The sequence below is a fragment of the Tardiphaga sp. GW822-FHT04G09 genome, assembly GCF_058800725.1.
The window spans coordinates 98,142-118,130 of record NZ_JBXAMO010000003.1 but is presented as its reverse complement, the minus strand read 5'-3'; the positions used below and the strand labels follow the sequence as shown (position 1 = coordinate 118,130).

Below are 19,989 nucleotides of genomic sequence, written 5' to 3'. Positions count from 1 at the left end.
TCACAGCACCTGATGCACTGCCAGTTCGACCCGATCCGGATGCCGGGCGCCGACGCCGATGAACAGGTTCTGCATCAGCCAGCGATATTTGGGATGGCCGGTTTCAAATCGTGGCACCGAGCGGAAATAGATCAGCGCAGGATCGACGGCCTCGCCGCGTGCAATGCGATCGAGCGCTTCTTTGGGCCCGAAGCGGATGCCGATATTCTCGATATAGACGATGGCGCCGTCGTCGAGTGCAAACGTGTATTTCGCTTCCAGTTCGGTGAAGCCGTCCGGACGGATGACCTGGAAATCCGCACCAGTCGGATGGATCGTGCCCTTGATACCCTCGCCCTCCACGGACCCACCAAGGACCGGGATGACGCGGCGGACGCCATATCCGAGGTCGCCGGCAACGACCGGCGTACCGACCTTGATAGCGAGGCTGAAGACATACTTCGTGGCGAGTTGCGGTGTCGTCATCGCATCATCCAATCATGCGCGTCGGCAGCCAGGTGGCAATCAGCGGGAACAGGATCAGCAATACAAGGCGGATCAGGTCCGTGACCACAAAGGGCAGGACGCCCTTGAAGATGGTCGCCATGCTGACATCCTTGATCACGCTCTTGATGACGAAGACGTTCATGCCGACCGGAGGATGGATCAGGCCGAGCTCGACGGTCATGACGATGACGATGCCGAACCAGATCGGATCGAAGCCCAGCGCCATAATCACAGGAAACACGATCGGCACCGTGAGGATGACCATCGCCATCGCGTCCATCAGGCAGCCCAGCACGAGATACATCAGAAGGATCAGCGCCAGCACACCGTAGGGTCCAATGCCCAAACCGGTGAGGAATTCGGTGACATGCTGCGGGGTCTGCGTGATGGTGAGGAAGTAGCCGAAGCACAGCGCGCCGATCAGCACCGTGAACACGGCGGCTGCGGTCCGGGTCGCCTGCAACAATGACTGCAGGATGCCGTCCTTGCTCAGTTTGCCGCGCAGCACGCCGATGATGAAGGCACCGACCGCGCCGACCGCGCCGGCTTCGGTCGGAATGAAGAAGCCGCCATAGAGGCCGCCGATCACGAAGACGAACAGCAGCAGCGGCGACCAAACGTCGCGGATCGCCGCAGCGCGCTCGCGCCAGGACGCCTTCGGGCCCGCCGGCAGGAAGCCCGGTTTGACCACGCCGATGATCGCAATGGTGATCATGTGCATAACGATAGCGAGCAGGCCCGGCACGATGCCGGCGATGAACAGCTTGCCAATGTCCTGCTGGGTAATGATGCCGTAAACCGCAAGCACTGTGGACGGCGGCAGCATCGCACCAAGCGTGCCGCCCACGGCGATGACGCCGGTGGCGAAGCTCTGCGGATAGTTGAAACGGCGCATTTCCGGATAGGCCACGGCGGAGAATGTCGCGGCCGTCGCCACCGACGAGCCGGAGATCGCAGCAAAGCCGCCGCAGGCGGCGATGGTCGCGATGCCCAATCCGCCCTTCCAATGACCGACGAATGTATTTGCCGCGCGAAACAGTTCACGGCTGATACCCGACACCGAGACGAAGGCCCCCATCAGGAGGAACATCGGGATCACGCCGAAGGAATAATCCGTCACGGTCCGCATGGTGGTCTGACCGACCAGCTTGAGTGCCGGCGCAAAGCCCGTCAGATAGCCGAAGCCGGTGATGCCTACGAGGCCCATCGCCATGCCCACCGGCACGCGCAGCAGCATCAGGACGAACAGGCTGACAAAGCCGATGACGGCAACCGCTTCATTACTGAGGTCCATGCGACTTACTCTGCCGTCTTGATTTCGGGTTCATGCATCTCTTCCGGATGGAAGATCAGCCGGTAGGTGCGGATCGCGATCAGCAGCACCGCCGAGACGTCGCCGATCCATGACAGCAGGAAGAACGGCCAGACCGGTAATTGCAGATCCATGGTGACGATGTGGCTCGAATAGGTGTCCACCACCTTGTCGAACAGCGTGTAGGTCTGCACCGTGACAACGAACAGCAGCACCAAGGTTGCGAACACGTCGATCCAGCGCTGATATTTCGGCGTCGCATTGGCCCAGACCAGATCGACGGTGATGTGCGAGCCGCGATAGGAGGTCGCGGCGATGCCCCAGAAAATCAGCACGCCGAGCATGAACTGTCCGATATTGTAGTAATCGGGGATCGTGACTGCGAAGAATTTTCGCATGAACACCGCAATGAAAGTGTTCAGCGCGACGATGCCGACGAAGAATGCGGCGATCCATTCAATGGAATCGATAAAGCGATCCATCATGTTCTTGCGCGGCGGGTCGGGCGGAATGCCGAGGGCACCGTCCTGGAAGATATGGGGCGTGGCGGTCATGGGCGGGTCCTGATGGCGCTTACTTTCTTCTCCCCGCTTGCGGGGAGAAGGTGGCTCGCGCGCGAAGTGCGAACGAGTCGGATGAGGGGGACTCTCCACGAGCGTCGGAGCCGGCGGAGATTTCCCCTCACCCGCCATTCACATGCGTCGCATGCGAATGGCGGCCTCTCCCCACAAGCGGGGAGAGGCCAGAATCACAACCCGGCGTCGTGCTTCTTCAGCATCGCCTTGAGATCTGCATCGATGGCGTCGGCGTCACCGCCGGCCTTCTTGACAGCAGCGGCCCAAGCGGCGTTGAGGGGCTGGATACCCTTCTTCCACTCGGCAAGCTGTTCCGGCGTCAGCTTGTAGACCTCGTGATCCGGAAGCGCCTTCATCTTGGTGCGGCCATTGGCTTCGAAATCGACCCAGGGATCGGTGACTTTCGAGGCCCATTCCGGCGTGCAGTGATCGTCGATGATCTTCTTCTGCGCCGCGGACATGGAATTATACTTGGCGAGGTTGATGTTGTAGGTGAACACCGTCGAATAGAGCGGCACGTCGATGTGATACTTCACCACCTTGTCGATGCCGAACAGGAAGATCGAGCCCCACGGGAACGCGATCTCGTCGGCAACGCCGCGTTCGATCGCATCACGCGATTCCGGCGCCGAGGCCTGCACATTGGTGCCGCCGAACAGCTTGACCATTTCGCCGATGGTGCTCTGCGCGGGGCGGACCTTCACCCCGTTGAGGTCTGACGGTACGACGATCTTCTTCTTGCCGTGGATCGATCCGGGATCGTGGATGAAAGCGAAGCACAGCTTCGTGTCCTTCATCTCGGTCTTGGCGTATTTCTGATACCACTCGTTGAGCGCGAGGGTGCCCTTCTTGCCATCCGAGAACACGAAGGGCAGCTGACCTGCGGCCACGATGGGGAAACGGCCGGGCTGATAGCCGGGATTCACATAAGTGATATCGGCAATACCATCGCGCGCCATGTCGTAATGGTCGAATGCCTTGCCGAGCTGTTCCGAGGGGAACACCGACATCTTGATGCTGCCGCCCGAGGCCTTCTCGATATCGGCGGCCCAGGCCTGGGTGGCCGGCACCAGCGGATGCGCTGGCGGCACCCACAGCGATACTTTCATATTGACGGTTTTGTCTTGCGCCTGCGCGGGCGTGAGTACCGGCATGATGCAGCCAGCCGCCAGCAATGCGAGAATTGCTTTCCTCATCGTCTCTCCCTCTACGTCCGCCTGGACGTCTTCTCTCGAACGTGTTCACCGGACCTTGAATGGCCCTTTGCGAATATTGTTATATGTTATAATCATCCATGCAAGCGGTGCGATCGCACGCGTTGCGGAGCCAGTGTCGCGACCTCGCTTGACTTGTCAACTCAGTCGGACGACAGAGCCTATATCAACCGCGGGAGCAAGCGTTGCGAACAAAAGTTGCCATCATCGGAGCTGGTCCGGCTGGAATGTTGCTTGGGCAACTATTGCATGCCTATGGGATCGATAACGTTATTCTCGAACGCAAGGATCGCGACTATGTGCTGGCACGGATCCGCGCCGGCGTGCTCGAACAAGGCACCGTGGGCCTGCTGGAAAAGCTGGGGATTACCGAGCGCCTGCATCACGAAGGCCTGATCCATGACGGAATCGAACTTCTGTTCGGCGGAATTCGCCACCGCCTCGACCTGAAGAAAGCCTCCGGCGGCAAGGTGGTCACGGTTTATGGCCAGACCGAAGTCACCCGCGACCTGATGGACGCCCGCGACAAGGCCGGGCTGACCACGGTCTATGATGCCGACAATGTCAGTCTGCATGATTTCGACGGCACAAGCCCCCGCGTCCGCTACGTCAAGGATGGCGTAAGTCACGAAATCGCCTGCGATTTCATAGCCGGCTGCGACGGGTTCCATGGCGTGTCGCGGCAGAGCGTACCCGCCTCGGCCGTGCAGACCTTCGAGCGCATCTATCCGTTCGGCTGGCTCGGCCTGCTCTCGGATACGCCGCCGGTGTCGCATGAGCTGATCTATACGAATCACGAACGCGGCTTCGCGCTGTGCTCGATGCGCTCGATGATGCGCAGCCGATATTACGTCCAGTGCTCCCTCGACGAGAAGGTCGAGAACTGGACCGACGATATGTTCTGGGATGAGTTGCGTCGCCGTCTCGACACGGAGGCGGCCGAGAGCCTCATCACCGGTCCTTCGCTGGAGAAGAGCATTGCGCCGCTGCGTAGTTTTGTCGCGGAGCCGATGCGGTTCGGCAGGCTGTTCCTGGCCGGCGACGCCGCCCATATCGTGCCGCCGACCGGCGCCAAGGGCCTCAACCTCGCCGCCTCCGACGTCCATTACCTCTCCATGGCGCTGCGCGAATTCTATGACGAGAAATCCTCGAGTGGTCTCGACTTCTATTCGGCCATCGCGCTGAAACGCGTGTGGAAAGCGGTGCGTTTCTCGTGGTGGATGACTTCGATGATGCATCGTTTCCCCGACAATGACGGCTTCGGCACCAAGCTGCAGCAAGCCGAGCTCGACTACGTCGTGCATTCGGACGTCGCGACGGCATCGCTGGCAGAAAATTATGTGGGACTGCCGTATTAGGCCCGCGCACTCACACTCTGCATGTCGTCACCCGGCTTGACCGCGTGACCCAGTAAACAGCGGCAAGTGTGATGACCCGAACCGCCCCTGTTTACCGGTTCATCCGCTTTCGCTGGTGATGACGGACTGGGTTTGGCGTTATCGCTGTGTCACACCTGTTTTAAACATCCAGTCAGATCTGTTTCAAACTTTGTTGGTCTGTCCTTTGCGCATGCTTTCGCTTCTATGGCGTAAACGATCCAGATGGGTGCGCCATGACCGACACTTCGATCCCCGATGGCTTCGCGCCACATTATCGCAAGAGCCCCCTCACCGCCCCGTGGGAGCCGATCTATTCGAAGGTGACGGACAGCAACATCATCCTCGGTCTCCGCATCGCCGAAGCGCATACCAATTCGCGCGGCATGGCGCATGGCGGGCTGATCACGGCGCTGGCCGACAATGCGATGGGCCTGAGTTGCGGGCATGTAGTCGGCGGCGGCACACGGCTGGTGACCGTCAATCTGTCCGCCGATTTTCTCGGCGCCGCACAGATCGGACAGTGGCTGCAGATCGAGACCGAAGTGATCAAGACCGGCAAGCGCCTTTGCTTTGCGCAAGCGCTGATCACGGCGGATGGCGAGCCCTGCGCCCGGGCGAATGGCACGTTCAGTGTGGCACCACCAAAAGTGTAGCACTGGCTATCGCTTGCTGAAATCCCAGTGGCAGGTTTCGGCAGCGAGATCGATGAAGACGCGCACTTTCGCAGACAACAGCCGCGACGTCGGATAGACGATATGGATCGGCACCGCTGGCGGCTCGAACCTCATGAGCACGCGTTTGAGGCGTCCGGCCGTCAGCGCATCGGCCGCCTGATAGGCCAGCACGCGGGTCAGGCCGCCGCCATGCTCGGCATGCCAGATGGCGGCATCGGCAACGTCGGTCGTGAAACGCGGCATATGCGTGATGCGAATGTCATCGCCATCCTGCACGAAGCGCCATTCCGGCGCTGATGCAATGGCACCGAACTGGATCGTATCGTGCTTCGCAATGTCCTCCGGCGTCTTCGGCTCCCCGCGCCGCGCCAGATAATCCGGCGACGCGACGACGATACGCGGCATGCTGCCGACATGACGCACCACCAGACTGGAATCGGGGAGATGGCCGATCCGGACGGCGACATCGATCCCGTCTTCGACCAGACTGACCACGTGATCAGTCAGTCGCAATTCGCCTGACACATCGGGATAACGCTGCAGATAGGCCGATATCAGGGGCGTGACGTGCAGACGCCCGAAGCCGACGGGTGCGGAGACGACCAGACGCCCGTTCGGCTGTGCGCGTTCGGCCTGTGCGGAGCCTTCGGCCTCCTCGATGTCCGCGAGAATCTGGCGCGCTCGTTGCAGATAGCGCGCGCCGACATCGGTCAGCATCACTGAGCGGGTGGTCCGCTGAAGCAGGCGGGCGCCGAGTCGCTCTTCCAGAGCAGCCACCATGCGGGTGACGGCCGAGGCGGAGAGTCCAAGCTTGCGGGCCGCAGGCGCAAACCCCTGCAGGTCCGCCACGGCGACGAAGACGGTCATGGCTTCGATGCGATCCATCCAACCATTTCATATCCCGCAACAATGAAGTGTCAATTCCGATGATTGTTCTATTGCGAAGAAGAAGCCATTTTTGACTGGCGAGAACGTATCCTGTTCCCAGCTCCAATCAGGAGTAAGCCATGTCAAACAGCCACACCTATTCCAGCGACATTGCCTTCACGCCGACCGTCAAGGCGATCCAAACCCGCAAGGGGTCGCGTTCCGGCTATGCGCATGTTGAGGAAAACGGCGGCTGGCGCACCGAGGTCGATGACAATCTTGCTGCGTTTCTGGCTGAAACCAACAGCCTGTTCTTTGCCACCGCCAGCGCGGACGGCCAGCCCTACATCCAGCATCGCGGCGGGCCAGCCGGCTTCGTGAAGGTGCTCGACAAGCAGACGCTGGCCTTCGCCGATTACAGCGGCAACCGGCAATACATCACGCAAGGCAATCTGGCCGAAAATCCCAAGGCGAACATCTTCATCATGGATTTCGCACATCGTCGCCGGGTCAAGCTCTGGGGAACGGCGCGGGTGGTGGAGGACGATCCGGCGCTGCTGGCATCGCTGATGCCCCAAGGCTATCGCGCCAAGCCCGAGCAAGTGATCCTGTTCACCATCGCCGCATGGGATACCAATTGCCCGCAGCATATCCCGCAGAAATTCGATGCCGCCGATGTTGCTGCAGCACTGGCAGCGCGCGATGCGCGGATCGCAGAGCTGGAAGCCGAGCTGGCGACGCTGAAGGACTCAGCGTCGCCGCATTGAAAACCGTGCAGGGTTCAGGCTGCGACGCTGCACTGCCAGACGTGCTCGGGATAATACTCCGCCATCATGCGATCGACGTAAGCGACGAGATTCCCGTAACGCTGCAACTGACGCTGCAACGGTGATGGAAACAGAGGCGACAGAATTCCGGCCAGGACGCCGAATGCCGTCGCATCGACACCGGCGGGGCGGTTGCTCATCAGGTGGGACTTTCCGGCCAACAGCACCGACAGCGCCATCAATGACCGATCGGCGAGCTGGAGCGCCTCATCCGCCGGATGCCGGCCAAGGCCGCTCGCCAGATGATTCTGAATGACAGACTTTCGCGCGGCTTCGCGAATTTCGGCACGATGCGCCTCCGGCACACCATCGAAGAAGCGCGATGGTCCCTTGGCGAAGTTATCGGCATCGACCCAGCGCACGCCGACCAGCGACCAATAGAGGTGATGCTCGATCATCCGCTCGATCGCCCAGGCCTGTGCACGTTGAGCGAGATCGAGACCCTTATCGAAATCCACGTCATATTTGCGTTCGATATAGGCTCGGATGAAGGTGGAGTCGGCGATGGTCTCAACCCCGTCGTCGATATAGGGCATCTGCCCTTTCGGCGAATCCTGCGGACGTGCCGGTTGCTTCTGATAGGGCAAGCCGGCCATCTTGAGCTGGACTTCCGTCTTGGTGACGAAAGGGCTGATTTCCGGCAGACCAAAGCCCGCGCCTGCGCCGTGAAGGACGATCATGTGGTTTCTCCGAGTGATAAGGACAAAAGACTAGGCATTCGCTGCTGCCACCGTGGTGTCAGCAGCCGTCGCGTCGCGTGACGCTGGCGGCCCAGACGCGCGTCTGGCCCACCACGGCGGTGGCCATGCGCCAGCCGAGCCCGATCAGGGCCCAGCGGAGGTCTCCGGACAGGACAAAAATTGTGCGTTCGAGCAGCCATGCCCGGATGCGCCAGAGGCGGTCATCATGCGAAAATGCTTCGAGACACTCGAAAGCGGTCATTGCAGAATCCTTCGTTCGTTTGAACCTGGGTCCTGTATGCCTGCCCCCTGCTGCCAACATGCTGTCAGCATCCACCGCGGACCAACAATGACAGAGAGACGACCATGAGACGCGCCGACCGGCTGTTTCAAATCATCCAGGTGCTCCGCCGCACGCGGAAGCCGCTGACAGCGGATGCCATTGCCGCCGAACTCGAAACGTCAAAACGGACGATCTATCGCGACATCGCGACGCTGATGGCACAACGCGTCCCGATCCGCGGCGAAGCCGGCATGGGCTATATCCTCGAACGCGGCTTCGATATGCCGCCGCTGATGCTGACACCCGACGAAATCGAAGCCGCCGTGCTTGGCGCGCAATGGGTGATGGGCCACGCAGATCCGGCCTTGGCCAAGGCGGCACAGGATCTCATTGCGAAGATCGCGGACACCGTGCCCGAGCGCCTACGCCCGTTTGTGCTGGAACCCGCGAGCCGCGCGCGGCCGGATTTCCACGGCGCCGCCGACAGTATGGATATGGTGCAAATGCGCGCGCATATTCATGCGGGCAAGAAGGTCCGGCTGCTTTACCGGGACGAAGCCGGTCGCAACAGCGAGCGCATCGTCTGGCCGATCGCGGTGGGTTATCTGGAAGCCGTGCGGCTGCTGGCGGCGTGGTGCGAGCTTCGCAAGGATTTCCGCAGTTTTCGAACCGACCGCGCGATCGAGGCCCACTTCCTCGATGAGAAGTATCCGGAACGGCGCGAAACGCTGCGCAGCAAATGGCGCAAGACGCTGAGCTGGGAGCGGCCACAGGATACCTGAAACAGGTGAGCCTGCATCTGCACGGCTGGCGCAATCCGCCCGATCGCGATAAACCGCGGCATGACAAGCGATGCCACCACGATCAGCGACGCCAGCCCGTGCCAGGCCTGTGGCGCGTGTTGTTCATATTCGAGCAACTGGCCGCGCTTCACCATCGAGGACGATGCCGATCTCGATCTGATCCCGGCCAAATACATCAATGATCGTGAATCGGGAATGCGCTGCGATGGCGATCGCTGCAGCGCGCTGACGGGAAAAATTGGAGAGGCAACAGCCTGCGGGATCTATGCAGTCAGGCCGGACGTGTGCCGGACCTGCATGCCCGGCGATCCCGAATGTGCCATGGCGCGACGCCGGCACGGGCTGCCCGTGCTGGCAGCCGCAGAATAGTTGGCGTCTGTTCACGCCGTAACGGTGTGAGCGAGTGCCTTGTCGTCCAGTTCGTCGTCGAGATCGTCATCCATCGGCGCCAGCGTCGAGAGCGGCTTGGTCGACAGCGTGATGGCCTTGCGGCTGTGATAGGCCGACACCGAAGGACGCGCTACGGCGGTGTCGTGGGACAACGCGTAGAGTGTGGACCCGACGCGGCCACCGAATTCGATCAGCTCACGTTCGCTGCAGCTCGATGCGATCGAGATCGCCAAGGCATGGAGATGACTGCGGCGATAGCAGAACAAGGCCAGCATCGCGCGAACATCGGATGAAACGCTCGCCACAAGATGGGGCAGGCCATTCTCATTTGCACGATACATTGCACCGAGCAGGTCTTCCTCGACGGGGCAAAAATCGTTTTCAAAAGCTTGACGGCTGGACCGCATGGCGTTTCTCCTCGTTGATGAGGATGCGGTTGAATTTCCTAACGTGCAGTTAACCAACAGCCTTAATGGCCGGGTGCGACTCTTGAGTAACAGTTTGAAATGTGGCAGCCGCGCCGCGATACCGCCACATTGGAACTCGAAGCGTTCAAATGCGCATCAGCTGTTGGCGACGATGAAGATGGCCAAGAAGAAGTCGGTCAAGTGGTGCAGCGCCTGATCGATACCGATCAGCCACCAGAACCAGCGATGACCCTGCGTTACGCCGAAATGCGACACGCAGATGCCCTTGAGCCGATCGATGGTGATGTGGATGGCGAAATCGACCAGCCCCAGGAACCAGAGCTTCGGCTGTACGACGGCCACGAACAATGTCGTGAGGACACCATGGATTGCACAATGCGTCAGCAGCGGCAGCGCCCATCCGGTCCGCTGATCCTTGCCCATCGCCATCCAGGCGTTCTGCAACAGGAAATCCGCGATCACGTGCTTGACGGTGAGGACGAGCATCCACCCGACGAGCCCGCCCAGAGCAATCGACGACGACATTGCAGGAAACAACAAGCTGACGTCCCTCTCACCGGTCACGAGAGAACGGCCTGCCCAGCCGATCCCGATCGCGCGCCCTATTTATGACACTCCAAAACCGGGAATGCACGCTGCGGAACCTGAAACTCACCGCTTCCTGCACAGCCATTCAACCGGGATATCACCGTCCATATTCCATTTTCACGCTAGCTGATCACCTCGTGCGCGCGGAGTTCGCCGATCGCCTTGCGTAATTGGTCACCCTTGGGGTCGCGCGGAACCGCACGCGCACGTGCGATTGCGTCCGACAGATCGGCAATCACCAACGTTCCATCGAAAACTGGCTTGGCAAGCCCGTCGATGATCTGATGCCAGGCGGCCATGCCTTGCCGGTAGCCGGTGCCGTAGCCTTCGATCATGGTGGCCGTCTGCACGATGGCCAGTGCCGCGTCGGGCTGCCGGGTCAATGCGCGATCGATCATATGCAGCCAGCGCTCAACCCAGACACGCTCGGTCTCGTAGCGCGTCGACAACAGGCGCCAGCGTCGCAGCCAGGATTCGAACTCAAGACGTTTGACGCCCCAAATGCTCGCCTTGCTGAACCGAATGGGCACCGTGCGATGCGCGCAATAGATGCGCTCAAGTGCCCACATCAGGGGATCACCGACGATCTCCGGCAATGCCGACACCAGTTCATCAAGCCGAAAGCGCCGCTTGTCGACCACCGGCGGCCGACCGGGTATCACGGGCTCCTGCAGCTTGAGCTGTGCGATGCGGATTGGATCTTGATAACTCATGCGCACGGCGAGCAGCCGCGCAATCTCGCAGAACAGTTCGTCATCGACATTTCGCCGGCCGACGAAGCGACGCAGCCGGTTGCTATAGAGCTGTGCGTAGCCGGCGCTCTGATAGTTGACCAGCAGATTCACGCCATCCTGCGCCACCGGACGCACCGCATCCGGCAGGCCTGCCGGCAGGACAGGCGCCACAGGTTCGTCCTTGTTCGCCAGTTCGGCGAGCGTGGAGCGGATGACGTTGATAAAGCCTGCCACAGGACGTCCTGACGCTTATACGGGCTGCGGCGCCATCGGCAATGCGGGTGCATCCTGCTTGGCGAGGCGCGCTTCCAGCTTGTTGATATTCTCGAACAACCGCGCGCTGGCGAGACGCAAGAAAAAGAAACCGAATTCCGGATTCTGCACGTAGAGCTCTTCAACCTGGCTGTAGCTGACGCTGAGCACCATGCCTGGCTCGATACACTCCAGCGTCTGGGTGCGCTCATTCGTGGGTGACAACATGCCAAGCTCGCCGACAATGGCGCCGACCGGCAGTTCGATCCCGGACTCGACGAGACGATAGCGGCCACTGACGATGTAGAACATGTCCTCGGCCTTCTCGTCCTTGTAGAAAAGGATCTCGCCGGCCTTGCAAGGGCGCTTGGTCATGAACGGCTTCAGCCATTCCATCGACAGGTCCGAGTTCACTGACTTCTTCACATCCTGCACCAATTGCAGCATCTGGCGCAGGCGATAGATATTGAGCGGCAGCAGGACCGTATGCAGAGCCATCGTCGGATAGTTGTGGGTCGGGATCGAGATCGCGATCAGCAGGACGTTGGCCATGATGCCGAACACCCGCAGCGGGATCATCGTGCGCATCGTGCAGGTCGCCACCACGAAGATGGTGGCGAAGGCACTGCCGGCGTGATGGAGATAGGACATATCCATGGGAGCAAACCGGGTTTTCAGGAACGACCGCATCGTCACCCGCCAACATGAAGGACGGATAACCGGGCCTTTTGCATCTGCAATATAGCCCATCCGGTTAAAATAGCCCGCTTTGCAGCCGCTCAAAATCGCGGTCCGATGCGCGGATTGACGCGCCATCCGGGTACGGGCACGGTCCATTTACTGCCCGCACCGAGATACGCGATTTTTGATTCGACGCGTTTTCCAAACGCGAACCGGGCTCGAAAACGCCAGGGAGAAGAACAACATGTCGGAAACGACAGAAACCGCGTCAGACCAGTCCTCGCCACCCGTTCTGACCATCGACGGCCCCCGCGCCACCATCCGCCTGAACCGCCCCCGGAAGCTGAACCGGCTGTCCCAGCCCGATCTGGACACCCTGATGGAGCTGTTCGATCGCGTGGAGGCGGATCGCACCATCAGGGTACTGGTCCTGACCGGCACTGGCCGGGCCTTCAGCGCCGGTTTCGACCTCAATGCCATCACCGAGCGCGCGGCAAGTGCACCCAAATCCGTAGCAGAAGGTTCTTCCGGATCGGCCTTCGAAGCCGTCGCCAACCGGCTCGAGGATCTGGGGCTGCCGACCATCTGCCGGCTCAATGGCGGCGTTTATGGCGGCTCGACCGACCTGGCGCTGGCCTGCGACTTCCGCATCGGCGTCGATACCTGCGAGATGTTCATGCCGGCAGCCCGGCTCGGGCTGCACTACTACAAGGGCGGCATCAAACGCTATGTGAGCCGGCTCGGGGTCGACAACGCCAAGCGGCTGTTCCTCACCGCTCAGAAGCTGGAAGCCAGCGAACTGCTCCGCATCGGCTACCTCACCGCCATGGTGCCCGCCGAGGCGCTGGACGAGGAAGTCGACAAGCTCGCGAATACTCTCGCCGGCAATGCGCCGGTCGCCATGCGCGGCATGAAGCAGGCGATCAACGAATTCGCCCGCGGCGAGCTGGACGAGGCTGCGGCCGACCAGCGCGCGCGGGACAGCATGCGCGGCGACGAGATCAAGGAAGGCACGAAGGCGTTTGCGGAGAAACGGGCGCCGAGGTTTTGATCTGGCGCTGTGCTACTCTTCCCTCGCCCCGCTTGCGGGGAAAGATCGAAGGCGAGCGAAGCAGAGCCTTCGGGTAAGGGTTCACTCGCTGGCTCCCCCTCACCCGTCTCGAACGGCCGTCGGTCATTCGAGCCACCCTCTTCCCGCAAGCGGGGCGAAGGAAGCGAGGCACAGCCTTATCTATCCGACAAACGTCGCTACATCGTCCAGCTGCGCGCGGTTCGTCCGATAGCTGTTTACCTTGTGCTCGCGATCCGGATAGCCAAACGAGATGCCGCAAACCACGCGGCGGTCATCGCTCATGCCAAAATGCTGGCGGACCACCGCCGAATGAAATGCCAGCGCGGCCTGCGGCACGGTCGCCAGTCCCAGCGCCTGCGCCGCCAGCATGAAGTTGTTCACGTAGCCGCCGCAGTCCACCGCGCCATAGACGCCGAGCGCCTCGTCCGAGGTAATGATCGCCACATGCGGCGCGCCGAAGAATTTGAAATTCTGCAGCGCCTGTTCGGCATAGGCGGTCTTGTCGCCCCTTGCGATGCCCAGCGTGTTGTAGAGCTGAAAGCCGCTTTCACGGCGGCGATCCAGATAGACCCCGCGATATTCGCGCGGAAACGGGAAATCGCCGGAATTCGGTGTGCCTGCGGCCGCGACGGGATAGAGCACGTCGCGAAACTTCCTGGTGGCTTCACCCGACGTAATCGTCACCTGCCACGGCTGGCTGTTGCACCACGACGCGGTCTTCTGCGCGGCATTGAGAATGCGCTCGATAATCGCGCGCGGCACAGCGTCAGGTTTGAAGGCGCGGCAGGAGTAGCGCGACGCGAGGAGATCTTCGAGCGTATCGATGGGAGCAGTGTCAGTCATGAAATCCTCGGCCTGTAGGATGGGTAGAGCGACTTCGCGAAACCCATCACGGCAATGCATTGAGATGATGGGTTTCGCGAAGTCGCTCTACCCATCCTACATATTACTCAGGATGAGGACGGAGATGTCACCGTCCCTTGGTCGGAACCTTGTTAAACGGCACGTCCTTATCAACGCGGATGTCGCCCGGCAGACCGAGCACGCGCTCGGCGATGATATTGCGCAGGATCTCGTCGGTACCGCCGGCGATACGCATCGAGGGCGAACCCAGGATCGTCGCCTGGAATTCGCCGGCCGCTTCCGCATCGGCGCCGACAAGCGCACCGGAAGCGCCCTGCAGATCGGCGGCGAACATCGCGATATCCTGCATCATCATGCCCGAGACCAGCTTGCCGATGGAGTTCTCCGGACCTGGACGCTCGCCCTTCGACAGCGCCGAGATCGAGCGATAGCTGGTATATTTCAGGCCGAAATTCTTCACCGCCCAGCTTGCGAGCCTGGAGCGCACATTGGGATCATCGATGGCAAGACCATCCTCCAGCATCAGGTTGCTGCAGAATTCGAACAGTTCCGGGAAGCCGGTCGCGACGCGTGAGCCGATCGACATGCGCTCGTTCATCAGCGTGGTCAGCGATACGTTCCAGCCGTCACCGACTGCGCCAAGGCGCTGGCTGTCTGGAATCCGGACATTGGTGAAGAACACCTCGTTGAATTCCTGCATGCCATTGGCCTGCTTGATCGGCTTCACCTCGACGCCGTCGCTCTTCATGTCCAGGAAGAACATGGTGAGGCCCTTGTGCTTGGGCACATTCGGGTCCGTGCGGGTGATCAGGATGCCGTAGTCCGAGTAGTGCGCACCGGAGGTCCAGATCTTCTGGCCGTTGATGATCCAGTCGTCACCATCCTTTTCAGCACGCGTGCGCAGACCGGCGACGTCGGATCCCCCGGCAGGTTCGGAGAACAACTGACACCAGACTTTCTCACCCGATGCCAAAGGCGGCAGGTATTTGCGCTTCTGGTCTTCGGAGGCATAGGCCATCACGGTAGGACCACACATGCCCTGCCCGATAGCGAAAGGCCGCGCGAGCTTGTCATAGACGCCCTCTTCCTGCTGCCAGATCACGCGCTCGATCGGCGTCGACCCACGACCGCCATATTCCTTCGGCCAGTGCAGGCAGGCCCAGCCGGCATCGGCTTTCTTCTTCTGCCAGGCCTTGGCGACATCGAGCATCGCATCGCGCTTCTCAGAGGCGCGCTTGGCCGACGGCTTGGTCAGCTCGGCCTCCAGCTCCTTCGGCGCATTGGCGTCGATCCACTTGCGCGCGATCGCGCGGAATTCGGCTTCCTGCGGCGTGTCATCGAAATTCATGGCAGTCGTCCTCAATGAGAAAAGAAAGCGTAGGATGGGTAGAGCCCTTGCGAAACCCATCGATGGGCTTGCGCGGACATTGATGGGTTTCGCTGCGCTCCACCCATCCTACAGGCTGACTTATCGTCCCTTGGTCGGGATCTTGTTGAATGGCACGTCCTTGTCGACGCGGATGTCGCCCGGCAGGCCGAGCACGCGTTCCGCGATGATGTTGCGCAGGATCTCGTCAGTGCCGCCCTCGACGCGCGTCGCAGGCGAACGCAGCAGCATCGCCTGGAATTTGCCGGCAACCTCTGCGTCTTCCGGTCCGTTCAGCACACCGGCCGCGCCCTGCAGATCGAGCGCATAGGTCGCGACGTCCTGCAGCATGGCGCCGGCAACGAGCTTGCCGATGGAATTTTCCGGACCCGGTCGCTCACCGCGCGACAGCGCCGAGATGGCGCGGAAGCTGGTGTAGCGGAGGCCGCTGGCGCGCACCGCCCAGTTGGCGAGCCTGGAGCGCACGGCCGGGTCATCTATCGCCGGACCGTCATCCAGCATCAGGCTGTTGCAGAATTCGAACAGCTCCGGGAAGCCGGTGGCGACATTGGCGCCGATCGCCATGCGCTCGTTCATCAGCGTGGTCAGCGACACGTTCCAGCCATCGCCGACGGCACCGAGGCGCTGCGCATCGGGAATCCGCACGTCGGTGAAATAGACCTCGTTGAATTCGGCCTGGCCGTTGGCCTGCTTGATCGGCTTCACCTCGACGCCCGGGCTCTTCATGTCCAGGAAGAACATGGTGAGACCCTTGTGCTTCGGCACAGTGGGATCGGTGCGGGTAATCAGGATGCCGTAATCCGAGTAATGCGCGCCGGAGGTCCAGATCTTCTGGCCATTGATGATCCAGTCATCGCCGTCCTTCTCGGCGCGGGTGCGCAAACCGGCGACGTCGGAGCCGCCGGCCGGTTCGGAGAACAACTGGCACCAGATCTTCTCGCCGGAGGCCAGCGGCGGCAAATACTGCCGCTTATGCTCCTCGGCGGCATAGGCCATCATGGTCGGGCCGCACATGCCGTGACCGATGATGAACAGCGCGCCGAGCTTGCCGAACACGCCCTCTTCCTGCTGCCAGATCACGCGCTCGATCGGAGAAGCGCCGCGACCGCCATACTCCTTCGGCCAATGCGGGACCGCCCAGCCGGCATCGGCCTTCTTCTTCTGCCAGGCTTTCGCGACTTCGAGAATATTCGCGCTCCTGAGCTGAATGCGGCCAAGCGCGGCCTTTTTCAGCTCGTCTTCATATTGCTTGGGCGCATTGGCCGCGATCCAGGCTTTCGCCTCGGCGCGGAACGCGGCCTCCTGCGGGGTGTCATCGAAATTCATCTCGATTGATCCTTACGCCGCGTTCTTCTGGCGCATGCGCTCGATCAACTGGTCTTCCCAATAGGACAGCGAGCCCAATCCGACCGCCACGGCGTTGGAGCGACGGTAATAGAGATGGCAGTCGAACTCCCAGGTGAAGCCCATGCCGCCATGAACCTGGATGTTGTTCTTGGAGCAGTGCTGGAATGCCTGGGTCGCGCTGATGCGCGCAGCAGCCGCTGCTTCCGGCAGTTCGGACGCGTTGGTCGAAAGCGCCCAGGCGCCGTAATAGCAATTGGAGCGTGCCAGCGTCGCCGAGACATACATGTCCGCAAGCATGTGTTTCACAGCCTGGAACGAACCGATCTGGCGACCGAAGGCAATGCGATCCAGCGCGTAGTCGCGGCCCATTTCCAGTGCGCGATCGGAGCCACCGACCTGTTCGAAGCCGATCAGCACGGCGGCGCGATCGAGCACCTGCGAGAGGATGCTCCAGCCTTCGTTGGCGGCGCCGAGCGGCTCGGCCTTGACGTTCTTGAAGGAGATCTCGGCCTGATTGCGCGACGGATCGATGGAGGTCAGCGCCTTGGCCTCGACGCCTTCGCTGGTGAGATCGACCAGAAACAGGGCGATGTCGCTGTCGCGGCCTGTTGAGCCCGTGCGTGCCGCAACGATGGCAAAGTCGGCGATGGCACCATCGGCCACCGGCTTCTTGGTGCCGTTGAGCACGCCGTTAGCTGCCGTGAGCTTGACCGCCTTCGGCGACGGATTGCCCGAGCCTTCGAACAGCGCCAAGGTGCCGATGGCATTGCCCTGCGCAATGGCCGGCAGCCACTTCTGCTTCTGCGCATCGGAGCCGGCCAGCAGCAGCGCTTCGGCGGCAAGATACACGGTGGACGAGAACGGCACCGGCGCCAGTGCGCGGCCCATTTCCTCCGCGATCACACAGAGTTCGAGATGACCGGCACCCGAGCCACCAAAGGCTTCCGGGATGGCGACGCCGAGAAAGCCCATATCTGCGAGACCCTTCCAGAGCTCGCGGTCATAGGGCGCCTTGCCGTCGATCACGGCGCGCACCGCCTTGGGCGGGCACTTCTCGGTGAGAAAACGCCGGGCCTCGTCGCGGAGCTGCTTCTGGTCGTCGGAGAAATCGAAATTCATGGCGATGTACTCTGTTTTCGTATTGTTTCGTAGGATGGGTAGAGCGTTTTCGCGAAACCCATCGCGGCGGTGTTTGCAGTTGATGGGTTTCGCTACGCTCTGCCCATCCTACGGATCGTCATCCTCAATTCAGCACCATCACGTCTTCGCCGGGATGTTCGGCGTAAAGCTGCGCGACCAGTGCAGCACGGCGCTCGAGACCGGCGCGCTGGTTGATGTAGCCCTTGTCGGTGAGTTCGTTACCGTCGATGGACGCCGGCTCGACCATGAACATCGCGCGCGCGATGCGCCGGCTGCTGGCTCCCTCGCAGGACGCGTTGTGGGCCTGCAGACCGTTCTTGAGGCTGGCCAGCACGGCGGGATGTTTCACGACGTCAGCGAAGCTCGCGTCAGGCTCGCCGATCATGATGCGGCAGGCAGGCAGATTCGGCCAGGCGAGCATACCGATATACGGGCGATCCTGCCCGGTGATCAGCGCATCCTGCACCACCGGCGTCGCCGCGGCGATAGCATCGGTACGCAGCGAGCCGACATGCACGAAGGTACCGGTCGTGAGCTTGAAATCTTCCACAACCCGGCCGGAAAAGATCAGGCCTTGCACTGGATCGTTATCATCGACGAAGATGCCGGCATCGCCGATCTTGTAGAAGCCTTCCTCGTCGAAGGCTGCCTTGGTGAGATCGGGCTGGCGATAATAACCGGGCATCACGTTGACGCCGCGCAGCCTGAGTTCGTATTTCGAATCCACCGGCACCATCTTCAATTCGACGCCGGGGAACGGCAGGCCGATCAGGCCGACGCGCTCGGTGTCCCAATAGGTGCCGGTCGAGGTCGGCGCCGTCTCGGTACAACCCCAGCCGGTATAGAACACGATGCGGGTGCCGGTGGCGCGCACGGCCAGCGCTTCCATCCGGTCATAGAGATCGTCCGGCAGCCGCGCGCCGCCATAGCCCATCAGCGTCATATTCTTGAAAAACGACCGCGCCAGCGCATCGTCCTTCTCCATGGCGCTTGCGATGGCCGCATAGCCCGCCGGGACGTTGGCGTAGTAGGTCGGCGAGATCTCGCGCAGATTGCGCAGCGTCTCGTCGATCATGCCGGGCATCGGCCGGCCGTCATCGATATAGAGCGTGCCCCCGTCGATCAGCAGCGGGTTGAACAGCGCATTGCCGCCCATGGTGTGATTCCATGGCATCCAGTCGAGATAGACCGGGGGCTGCGCATTGGGATCGCGCGGGCGGGTCTGCATCATCTGCGCCGCATTGGCGGTCATCATGCGCTGGGTATTGATGACCGCCTTCGGCATGCCCGTAGAGCCTGACGTGAACAGCAGCTTTCCGACGGTGTCGGGCGTGATCTGCGCAATGGATGCATCGACCGCCGGCGTCACCTTGGTCGCGGCCATATCGGCGTAGGCCACGCTGGCGATGCCTTCGGGCGGACGCCCGACATGCACGATCTTGATATCGGTCAGATCCAGCGCATCGAGCGCCTTCTGAAAGGTCGGACCGTCCTGCACCATCACTGCGACCGGCTTGATCAGGTCGAACAGATATTTGAGCTTGGCGTGATCCTGGCTCATCAGCGAATAGGCCGGCGACACCGGCGCTGCGGGATGGCGCGCCTGCATCGCGGCCTGGGTCATCAGCGCGTGTTCGATGGAATTTCCCGAGAGAATTGCGATGGGGCGATCCGCCTCAAGCTTCATGTCGAGCAGCGCCTGGGTCAGTGAATCCACCGTGCGCTTGGCTTCGGCATAGCTGAGATTGCGCCATTGCCGATCCGCACCGGCGCGCTGCGCCAGCCAAGTGTGATCGGGACGCTCCTTCGCCCATTTCGCCAGCGAGGCCGGAAGATGCGTCTCATAAGCCATCAACGGCACGCGCGACTTCATGACAATCACGCCATCCGTGCGGCGCTCGACATCGATGTCGCGCTCCATCCAGTGGATCTTGCGGAAGGCGGGCTTTGTCAGCACCGCGGCAGCCTGCGCGTTCATGTGATTTCTCCCAAAACCGTTCTTGTCG

Annotated in this window: 22 protein-coding genes; 6 read left to right on the top strand and 16 right to left on the bottom strand. The window is 61.4% G+C overall.

All coding sequences use genetic code 11. The features are described from left to right. The 4 genes from AC1RLZ_RS07285 to AC1RLZ_RS07270 all read right to left on the bottom strand — a co-directional run bounded on the left by AC1RLZ_RS07285 (position 1) and on the right by AC1RLZ_RS07270 (position 3,569). Positions 1-465 (bottom strand): DUF3237 domain-containing protein, encoded by a 465-nt coding sequence (locus tag AC1RLZ_RS07285; protein ID WP_493188096.1) that lies wholly within the window; start codon positions 463-465, stop codon positions 1-3. A 4-nt stretch (positions 466-469) separates the two neighbouring features. Beyond that, on the bottom strand, positions 470-1,780 hold the full coding sequence (locus tag AC1RLZ_RS07280; protein WP_493188095.1) for a TRAP transporter large permease: 1,311 nt from the start codon (positions 1,778-1,780) through the stop codon (positions 470-472). 5 nt (positions 1,781-1,785) lie between these two features. Beyond that, on the bottom strand, positions 1,786-2,283 hold the full coding sequence (locus AC1RLZ_RS07275; RefSeq protein ID WP_493188388.1) for a TRAP transporter small permease: 498 nt from the start codon (positions 2,281-2,283) through the stop codon (positions 1,786-1,788). 263 nt (positions 2,284-2,546) lie between these two features. Continuing rightward, entirely contained in the window at positions 2,547-3,569 is a 1,023-nt protein-coding gene (locus AC1RLZ_RS07270) for a TRAP transporter substrate-binding protein (RefSeq protein ID WP_493188094.1), read from the bottom strand. A gap of 203 nt (positions 3,570-3,772) precedes the next feature. On the opposite strand from AC1RLZ_RS07270, the gene pobA reads away from it, so the two are divergent. Together pobA and AC1RLZ_RS07260 are read left to right on the top strand one after the other, a co-directional pair. Then, positions 3,773-4,945 (top strand): 4-hydroxybenzoate 3-monooxygenase, encoded by a 1,173-nt coding sequence (gene pobA, locus AC1RLZ_RS07265; protein WP_493188093.1) that lies wholly within the window; start codon positions 3,773-3,775, stop codon positions 4,943-4,945. A 254-nt stretch (positions 4,946-5,199) separates the two neighbouring features. Continuing rightward, positions 5,200-5,619, top strand: a complete 420-nt coding sequence (locus tag AC1RLZ_RS07260) for a PaaI family thioesterase (protein WP_493188092.1) — start codon at positions 5,200-5,202, stop codon at positions 5,617-5,619. 6 nt (positions 5,620-5,625) lie between these two features. Here AC1RLZ_RS07260 and AC1RLZ_RS07255 read toward each other — a convergent pair whose 3' ends face one another. Continuing rightward, positions 5,626-6,525, bottom strand: coding sequence for a LysR family transcriptional regulator (locus AC1RLZ_RS07255; RefSeq protein WP_493188091.1), 900 nt, complete (start codon positions 6,523-6,525; stop codon positions 5,626-5,628). 122 nt (positions 6,526-6,647) lie between these two features. On the opposite strand from AC1RLZ_RS07255, the gene AC1RLZ_RS07250 reads away from it, so the two are divergent. Continuing rightward, a complete protein-coding gene (locus AC1RLZ_RS07250; protein ID WP_493188090.1) occupies positions 6,648-7,274 on the top strand; it encodes a pyridoxamine 5'-phosphate oxidase family protein in 627 nt (208 codons plus the stop codon). 14 nt (positions 7,275-7,288) lie between these two features. Here AC1RLZ_RS07250 and AC1RLZ_RS07245 read toward each other — a convergent pair whose 3' ends face one another. Both AC1RLZ_RS07245 and AC1RLZ_RS07240 read right to left on the bottom strand, forming a co-directional pair. After that, complete coding sequence (locus AC1RLZ_RS07245; RefSeq protein WP_493188089.1) at positions 7,289-8,014, bottom strand: glutathione S-transferase family protein; 726 nt, start codon at positions 8,012-8,014, stop codon at positions 7,289-7,291. Positions 8,015-8,072: 58 nt separating this feature from the next. After that, positions 8,073-8,276 (bottom strand): hypothetical protein, encoded by a 204-nt coding sequence (locus tag AC1RLZ_RS07240; protein ID WP_493188088.1) that lies wholly within the window; start codon positions 8,274-8,276, stop codon positions 8,073-8,075. A 104-nt stretch (positions 8,277-8,380) separates the two neighbouring features. On the opposite strand from AC1RLZ_RS07240, the gene AC1RLZ_RS07235 reads away from it, so the two are divergent. Next, the gene (locus AC1RLZ_RS07235) at positions 8,381-9,079 is read left to right on the top strand and encodes a helix-turn-helix transcriptional regulator (protein ID WP_068735007.1); all 699 of its coding nucleotides are present in this window, start codon (positions 8,381-8,383) and stop codon (positions 9,077-9,079) included. Positions 9,080-9,139: 60 nt separating this feature from the next. Next, positions 9,140-9,469, top strand: coding sequence for a YkgJ family cysteine cluster protein (locus tag AC1RLZ_RS07230; RefSeq protein WP_116662682.1), 330 nt, complete (start codon positions 9,140-9,142; stop codon positions 9,467-9,469). Positions 9,470-9,480: 11 nt separating this feature from the next. On the opposite strand, the gene AC1RLZ_RS07225 is transcribed toward AC1RLZ_RS07230, so the two are convergent. From AC1RLZ_RS07225 to AC1RLZ_RS07210, 4 genes are all read right to left on the bottom strand, one after another. After that, positions 9,481-9,897 (bottom strand): hypothetical protein, encoded by a 417-nt coding sequence (locus tag AC1RLZ_RS07225; RefSeq protein ID WP_371424389.1) that lies wholly within the window; start codon positions 9,895-9,897, stop codon positions 9,481-9,483. A gap of 156 nt (positions 9,898-10,053) precedes the next feature. Then, positions 10,054-10,458 (bottom strand): DUF3307 domain-containing protein, encoded by a 405-nt coding sequence (locus tag AC1RLZ_RS07220; RefSeq protein WP_371424390.1) that lies wholly within the window; start codon positions 10,456-10,458, stop codon positions 10,054-10,056. Between the two features lie 170 nt (positions 10,459-10,628). After that, positions 10,629-11,474: a DUF6537 domain-containing protein gene (locus AC1RLZ_RS07215; RefSeq protein WP_493188087.1), complete on the bottom strand. Its 846-nt coding sequence runs from the start codon at positions 11,472-11,474 to the stop codon at positions 10,629-10,631. Positions 11,475-11,489: 15 nt separating this feature from the next. Next, positions 11,490-12,149 (bottom strand): Crp/Fnr family transcriptional regulator, encoded by a 660-nt coding sequence (locus tag AC1RLZ_RS07210; protein WP_493188086.1) that lies wholly within the window; start codon positions 12,147-12,149, stop codon positions 11,490-11,492. Positions 12,150-12,417: 268 nt separating this feature from the next. On the opposite strand from AC1RLZ_RS07210, the gene AC1RLZ_RS07205 reads away from it, so the two are divergent. Continuing rightward, positions 12,418-13,224 (top strand): enoyl-CoA hydratase/isomerase family protein, encoded by an 807-nt coding sequence (locus AC1RLZ_RS07205; protein ID WP_493188085.1) that lies wholly within the window; start codon positions 12,418-12,420, stop codon positions 13,222-13,224. Positions 13,225-13,404: 180 nt separating this feature from the next. Here the strand turns inward: AC1RLZ_RS07205 and AC1RLZ_RS07200 are convergent, their stop codons facing one another. From AC1RLZ_RS07200 to AC1RLZ_RS07180, 5 genes are all read right to left on the bottom strand, one after another. Then, positions 13,405-14,088, bottom strand: a complete 684-nt coding sequence (locus tag AC1RLZ_RS07200; protein WP_493188084.1) for a nitroreductase — start codon at positions 14,086-14,088, stop codon at positions 13,405-13,407. A 127-nt stretch (positions 14,089-14,215) separates the two neighbouring features. Continuing rightward, complete coding sequence (locus AC1RLZ_RS07195) at positions 14,216-15,457, bottom strand: acyl-CoA dehydrogenase (RefSeq protein WP_493188083.1); 1,242 nt, start codon at positions 15,455-15,457, stop codon at positions 14,216-14,218. Positions 15,458-15,577: 120 nt separating this feature from the next. After that, positions 15,578-16,822, bottom strand: a complete 1,245-nt coding sequence (locus tag AC1RLZ_RS07190; RefSeq protein WP_493188082.1) for an acyl-CoA dehydrogenase — start codon at positions 16,820-16,822, stop codon at positions 15,578-15,580. 12 nt (positions 16,823-16,834) lie between these two features. Further along, positions 16,835-17,962, bottom strand: a complete 1,128-nt coding sequence (locus AC1RLZ_RS07185; protein ID WP_493188081.1) for an acyl-CoA dehydrogenase family protein — start codon at positions 17,960-17,962, stop codon at positions 16,835-16,837. Between the two features lie 124 nt (positions 17,963-18,086). Then, on the bottom strand, positions 18,087-19,961 hold the full coding sequence (locus tag AC1RLZ_RS07180; RefSeq protein WP_493188080.1) for an AMP-binding protein: 1,875 nt from the start codon (positions 19,959-19,961) through the stop codon (positions 18,087-18,089). Between the last annotated feature and the right edge of the window lie 28 nt (positions 19,962-19,989).

Bases quoted from the DNA above. Each gene is read 5' to 3' on its own strand.
- AC1RLZ_RS07285 (WP_493188096.1), bottom strand. From the start codon at position 465: ATGACGACACCGCAACTCGCCACGAAGTATGTCTTCAGCCTCGCTATC.
- AC1RLZ_RS07280 (WP_493188095.1), bottom strand. From the start codon at position 1,780: ATGGACCTCAGTAATGAAGCGGTTGCCGTCATCGGCTTTGTCAGCCTG.
- AC1RLZ_RS07275 (WP_493188388.1), bottom strand. From the start codon at position 2,283: ATGATGGATCGCTTTATCGATTCCATTGAATGGATCGCCGCATTCTTC.
- AC1RLZ_RS07270 (WP_493188094.1), bottom strand. From the start codon at position 3,569: ATGAGGAAAGCAATTCTCGCATTGCTGGCGGCTGGCTGCATCATGCCG.
- AC1RLZ_RS07260 (WP_493188092.1), top strand. From the start codon at position 5,200: ATGACCGACACTTCGATCCCCGATGGCTTCGCGCCACATTATCGCAAG.
- AC1RLZ_RS07255 (WP_493188091.1), bottom strand. From the start codon at position 6,525: ATGGATCGCATCGAAGCCATGACCGTCTTCGTCGCCGTGGCGGACCTG.
- AC1RLZ_RS07250 (WP_493188090.1), top strand. From the start codon at position 6,648: ATGTCAAACAGCCACACCTATTCCAGCGACATTGCCTTCACGCCGACC.
- AC1RLZ_RS07245 (WP_493188089.1), bottom strand. From the start codon at position 8,014: ATGATCGTCCTTCACGGCGCAGGCGCGGGCTTTGGTCTGCCGGAAATC.
- AC1RLZ_RS07240 (WP_493188088.1), bottom strand. From the start codon at position 8,276: ATGACCGCTTTCGAGTGTCTCGAAGCATTTTCGCATGATGACCGCCTC.
- AC1RLZ_RS07235 (WP_068735007.1), top strand. From the start codon at position 8,381: ATGAGACGCGCCGACCGGCTGTTTCAAATCATCCAGGTGCTCCGCCGC.
- AC1RLZ_RS07230 (WP_116662682.1), top strand. From the start codon at position 9,140: ATGACAAGCGATGCCACCACGATCAGCGACGCCAGCCCGTGCCAGGCC.
- AC1RLZ_RS07225 (WP_371424389.1), bottom strand. From the start codon at position 9,897: ATGCGGTCCAGCCGTCAAGCTTTTGAAAACGATTTTTGCCCCGTCGAG.
- AC1RLZ_RS07210 (WP_493188086.1), bottom strand. From the start codon at position 12,149: ATGGATATGTCCTATCTCCATCACGCCGGCAGTGCCTTCGCCACCATC.
- AC1RLZ_RS07205 (WP_493188085.1), top strand. From the start codon at position 12,418: ATGTCGGAAACGACAGAAACCGCGTCAGACCAGTCCTCGCCACCCGTT.
- AC1RLZ_RS07200 (WP_493188084.1), bottom strand. From the start codon at position 14,088: ATGACTGACACTGCTCCCATCGATACGCTCGAAGATCTCCTCGCGTCG.
- AC1RLZ_RS07195 (WP_493188083.1), bottom strand. From the start codon at position 15,457: ATGAATTTCGATGACACGCCGCAGGAAGCCGAATTCCGCGCGATCGCG.
- AC1RLZ_RS07190 (WP_493188082.1), bottom strand. From the start codon at position 16,822: ATGAATTTCGATGACACCCCGCAGGAGGCCGCGTTCCGCGCCGAGGCG.
- AC1RLZ_RS07185 (WP_493188081.1), bottom strand. From the start codon at position 17,962: ATGAATTTCGATTTCTCCGACGACCAGAAGCAGCTCCGCGACGAGGCC.
- AC1RLZ_RS07180 (WP_493188080.1), bottom strand. From the start codon at position 19,961: ATGAACGCGCAGGCTGCCGCGGTGCTGACAAAGCCCGCCTTCCGCAAG.